Source organism: Actinomadura roseirufa, assembly GCF_900659635.1.
GTDB classification, from domain to species: domain Bacteria; phylum Actinomycetota; class Actinomycetes; order Streptosporangiales; family Streptosporangiaceae; genus Spirillospora; species Spirillospora roseirufa.
The window spans coordinates 1-4,774 of record NZ_CAACVB010000425.1; the positions used below are offsets into that span (position 1 = coordinate 1).

Here is a 4,774-nt window from a genome sequence, read left to right on the forward strand (position 1 = left end):
TGCTGCCGTTGTCGGTGGCGCTGAACGGGCTCGGCCTGGCGATGATCTACCGCCTGGACCTCGACACCAGCGACGACCACAAGGTCGCGGCCGCGGCGGCGACCGCCTCCAGCTCGGCGGCGAACTCCGCGGCGCCCGCCGGGCGCCGGGCGGGGTCCTTGGCCATGCCGTGCTCGACCAGCGGGCGCACCGGCGGCGGCAGCTCGGCCACCGGCACCGGCTCGGCGCCGTGCTGCGCCCACAGCTCCAGCGCCCCCTCGCCCGCGAACGGCGGGTGGCCGGTGAGGCACTCGAAGAAGACGCACGTCGCGGCGTACACGTCGGTGGCGGGGGTGGCCGCGTCGCCCTCCCACTGCTCCGGCGCCATGTAGGCGGGCGTGCCCGACCGCGAGCGGGCCCCGGCGGGCCCCGCCACGCCGAAGTCGATGAGCTTGCTGTCCCCGTCCGCCTGGACGATCACGTTCGACGGCTTGTAGTCGCGGTGCACCACCCCGGCGGCGTGCGCGGCGGCGAGGCCGCCGAGCGAGCCCTTGAGCACCACCAGCGCCGCCTCCGGCGGGAGCCCGCCGCCGCGCTCGGCGACGTTGCGCTCGATGACGACGCCGAGCGGGACGCCCCGCACCGCCTCCAGCACCAGGGCCGCCGTGCCGCCGGGGCCCTCGACCAGGTCGTACAGGCGGGCGACGTGCGGGTCGTCGACCGCCTTGAGGATGTCCGCCTCCCGCCGGGAGGGCACCCGGGCGCCGTCCCGCGGCACCACGTACTTGATCGCCACGACGGGCGCGGCCCGGTCCCGGCCGTCCCTGCGGGCCAGGACCACCCGCCCCTGTGCCCCCGAGCCGAGCTCACCGATCTCGGTGAACCCGTCCAGTTTCCAGCTCATCCCGTTCCCCCCTGGAAAGCCGGTCCCCCTCGGCGAACCTCACGCCAAGGTCGTCTCCGCCGTTTCGGAAACCGTTGTGGATCCGCCGAGTGAGTGGTGCCGGCCGCCCCCGGCCGGACCTTTCACGACCGTCCCGGCCAACTCCGGAAACCGACCGTTCCGTGAGTGCCACCCGCAGTTATGATGACGTCCGGTCACCATGCAGCTGAGCACCTTCGACCCCCCGGAAAAGGAGCGTGGAATGATCCACGCGATGCCGTTCCCTCAGCGACGCCCCTAGAGTGACGTGACCGGCGTTCGTCCCACCACAGGGAAAACCCTGAGATTCCGGCCGCCCCGCCCGCCGGCCCCCCGCGGCCGCGACCCGGTCCCGGCGATGTTCGCCGCCGGGACGGCCCTGGTGCTGTGCGACGCGTGGCTCGCGGCGCGCTGGGGCACGCACGGCGCCGTCTTCTACACCAAGGAGCTGGCGCAGGTCATGGGCTGGCTGGTGGCCGGGGAGCTCGTCGCGCGGCTGCGCCCCCGGTCCCGGATGGGCGCGCTCATGACGGGGCTCGGGCTGCTGCTGGCGGCCGCGGCGCCCGCCTCGTTCGCGCTGGCCGGCACCGGCCTCGCGCTGCGGCTGCCGGTCGCGGCCGGGCTGCTGCTCACCGCGCTCCAGCTGCCGCTGGGCGCGCACGTGTTCCTCGCCTATCCGTCGGGGGAGGTGCACGACCGGGAGGGCCGTGCCGTGGCCCGCGCCGGGTACGTGTTCGGTGCCCTGTGCGCGCTGGTCCTGGTGGTGTTCGGCCCGGCCCGCCCGGCGGGCCGGTGCAGGGACGTGTGCGCGCCGCTCAGCCTGGTGGACGACCCGGGCGCGGCCCGGACGGCGGCGCAGGCCCTCGCGGCGGGGACCGCCGCGCTGGTGCTCGTCGGCGCGTCGGTCATCATGCGCCGGTTCCGGCGCGCGGGCGGGCGGGAGCGGCGGCTGCTCGCCTTCCCCACCGCCGCGATGATCACGGCGGCGGTGCTGTGGGCGACGCTGAACCTGCTGAGCACGGCCGAGCTGCCGCCCGCGGGCGCGACCGGCGTCGACTCGACCCTGGCCGCCGCCCAGTTCACCTCGCTGCTCGCGGTCCCGGCGGCGTTCTTCCTCGGGCTGCTGCGCGAGCGGCTCTACGAGGCGCGGGTGTCCGACCTCGTCCGGGTCATCGCGGTGATGCCGGCGGGCCGGCTGGAGGCGGCGCTGGCCGCCGCGCTCGGCGACCCGCAGCTGCGGGTCGCCTACCCGGTCACGGGCGGATGGGCGGACGGCGCGGGCGCGCCCGTGACGCTGCCGGAGGCCCCCGACCCGCGCCGCCTCACCGTGGTGGGCCCGCTGGAGCGGCCCGTCGCCGTCCTGCTGCACGACCCGACGCTGCGGGACGAGCCGCGCCTGCTGGAGGCGGTCACCGCCACCGCGCGGCTCGCGCTGGAGAACGCGCGGCTGGAGGCCGAGGTGCGCGCGCGGCTCGCCGAGGTCCGCGCGTCCCGGGCCCGGCTGGTCACCGCCGCCGACGCGGCGCGGCGCCGCCTCGAACGCGACCTGCACGACGGCGCGCAGCAGCGGATGCTGCGCCTGGGCGACGCGCTCGGCGCCGTCCGGGAGAGCCTGCGCGACACCGTGATCACCGCGGACACCGCGCGGCTGCTCGGGCAGGCCGAGGACGAGCTGCGCGCCGCGGTCACCGAGCTGCGCGAGCTGGCGCGCGGGATCCATCCGGCGACGCTGACCGTGCGGGGGCTGCGGCCCGCGCTGGAGCTGCTGGTCATGCGCTGCGCCGGGCGGACCGTCCTGGACGTCGCGGACCTGCCCCGGCTCGACCCGACCGTGGAGGCGACCGCCTACTTCGTCGTCAGCGAGGCCCTCGCCAACGCCGCCCGGCACGCCCGCGCCGAGACCGTCCGGGTCGGCGCCGGGGTGGCGGGCGGGCGGCTGCTCGTCCGGGTCGCCGACGACGGCGCGGGCGGCGCGGTGCCGGGCCCCGAGTCCGGTCTCACCGGCCTCGCCGACCGCGTCGCCGCCGTCGGCGGGACGCTGACCGTGCACAGCCCGCCCGGGAAGGGGACCGTGTTGACCGCCGACCTGCCCGCCGCGCCGCCCGGCGCCGCGCCGCTGGACCCGCCGTGCGAGTGATCGTCGTCGAGGACGGCCTGTTCGAGCGCGAGGGCATGGTGCGGGTGCTGGCGGCGCTGGGCCACGAGGTGGCGGCCACCGCGGTCCGCGCCGAGCCCGTCCCGGCGCTGGTCGCCCGGTACCGGCCCCACCTGGTGCTGCTGGACGTCCGGCTGCCGCCCACCTACGGCGAGGAGGGGCTGCGGCTGGCCGCCCGCGTCCGCGCCGAGCACCCCGCGACGGCCGTGCTGCTGGTGTCCCACTACGCGGAGAACTACGCCGCCGACCTGCTCCGCGACGACCCGGCCCGGGTCGGGTACCTGCTCAAGTCCCGGATCTCGCGGGCCGAGGAGTTCGACGAGGTGCTGCGCCGGCTCGCCGCCGGCGGCACGGCCGTCGACCCCGACGTCGTCGCCGGCCTGGTCGGGCCGCCCGGCGGGGCCGACGCCCTGGACTCCCTCACCGGGCGCGAGCGGGAGGTCCTCACCCTGATGGCGCAGGGACTGTCGGACCGCGGCATCGCCACGCGGCTGTACATCACCGAGGCGACGGTGAGCTCGCACGCCCGCAACGTCTTCCAGAAGCTCCGCATCGGCAAGGACCCGGCGAGCAACCGCCGCGTCAACGCCGTCCTCGCCTACCTGACGGCCCGCCGCCTCGGCCACCCCCGCCCCACGCGCCCCGACTGACGACTCTCGTCGGCGAAAGCAGCAAAGACCTCGTGAATTCATGAGAGCCTAACCCACAAAACCCCCATTTCCCAACATCGCCGCATTTTTTATACAGCACTTATCTGTCAATATTTCCTTCCCTTATGCGATCGCATTGCGTGACCGAGTACGTTGACGAGGAATGAGCGGCTCGGGCGCGTCCGGACCCGGCGCCGCTGCGGCGACGGAATGGATCGGGTGGTGCAGTCCTCCGACGAGCCGGGGTCCGGAGAGGTCCCGTGGCGCAACGAGCTGACCGGGATGATCTCCGGGTCCAGCGTCCAGGCCGGGTCCATCGAGGGCGGCGTCCACATCACCGCGGCGCCGCGGCCGCGGCTGCCCGCCCCGGCCCAGCTCCCCCCGCCCGGCCTGTTCGCCGACCGCGCCGACGAGCTCGCCTCCCTCACCCGGATGGCGGAGGCCCCCGCCGGGACGGACCGGCCCCGGCTGGTCGTGGTCACCGGACAGGGCGGCGTCGGCAAGACCACGCTGGCCCTGCACTGGCTGCACCGGATCAGGGCCCGCTACGAGGGGCAGCTCTTCGTCGACCTGCGGGGCTTCTCGGGCGCCGAGCCGCTCGCCCCGGCCGAGCCGCTGGAGCGCTTCCTGCGCGCGCTCGGCGCCGCCCAGGAGAGCATCCCCGCCGGCATCGACGAGCAGTCCGCGCTGTTCCGGTCGATGACCAGCGGCCGGCGCCTGATCATCATGCTCGACAACGCGGTCTCGGCGGCCCAGGTGCGGCCGCTGCTGCCCGGCGCCGGGCCGGCGCTGATCGTGGTGACCACCCGGCGGCGCCTGTCCGGGCTGCTGGTGGACGGGGCGGAGTTCCTGGAGCTGAGCCCGCTCGGCCAGTCCGGCGCGCTGGAGCTGCTCGGCCGCCTGGTCGGCCGGGACCGGGTCGACCGCGAGGACGAGGCCGCCCGCTCGCTGGTGGGGCTGTGCGGCCTGCTGCCGCTCGCGGTCTGCGCGTGCGGCGCGCGGCTCGCCGCCCGCCGTCGCTGGCCGATCTCCCGCGCGGTCGCCGAGCTGCGCGACGAGGAGCGCAGG

4 protein-coding genes are annotated in these 4,774 nt (G+C 76.2%); 3 read left to right on the forward strand and 1 reads right to left on the reverse strand.

The window, feature by feature from the left end; translation table 11 throughout:
- Nucleotides 1-46: 46 nt before the first annotated feature.
- Nucleotides 47-883 (reverse strand): serine/threonine-protein kinase, encoded by an 837-nt coding sequence (locus E1291_RS39340; protein ID WP_131743103.1) that lies wholly within the window; start codon nt 881-883, stop codon nt 47-49.
- Nucleotides 884-1,259: 376 nt separating this feature from the next.
- Here E1291_RS39340 and E1291_RS39345 point away from each other — a divergent pair, with 376 nt between their 5' ends.
- The 3 genes from E1291_RS39345 to E1291_RS39355 form a co-directional block, all read left to right on the forward strand.
- On the forward strand, nt 1,260-3,038 hold the full coding sequence (locus tag E1291_RS39345; protein ID WP_131743104.1) for a sensor histidine kinase: 1,779 nt from the start codon (nt 1,260-1,262) through the stop codon (nt 3,036-3,038).
- Nucleotides 3,029-3,706, forward strand: a complete 678-nt coding sequence (locus E1291_RS39350; protein WP_165495519.1) for a LuxR C-terminal-related transcriptional regulator — start codon at nt 3,029-3,031, stop codon at nt 3,704-3,706. The genes E1291_RS39345 and E1291_RS39350 overlap by 10 nt, the downstream gene beginning before the upstream one ends.
- 222 nt (nt 3,707-3,928) lie before the next feature.
- On the forward strand, nt 3,929-4,774 hold an 846-nt coding region (locus tag E1291_RS39355), incomplete at its 3' end, for an AAA family ATPase (protein ID WP_165495520.1).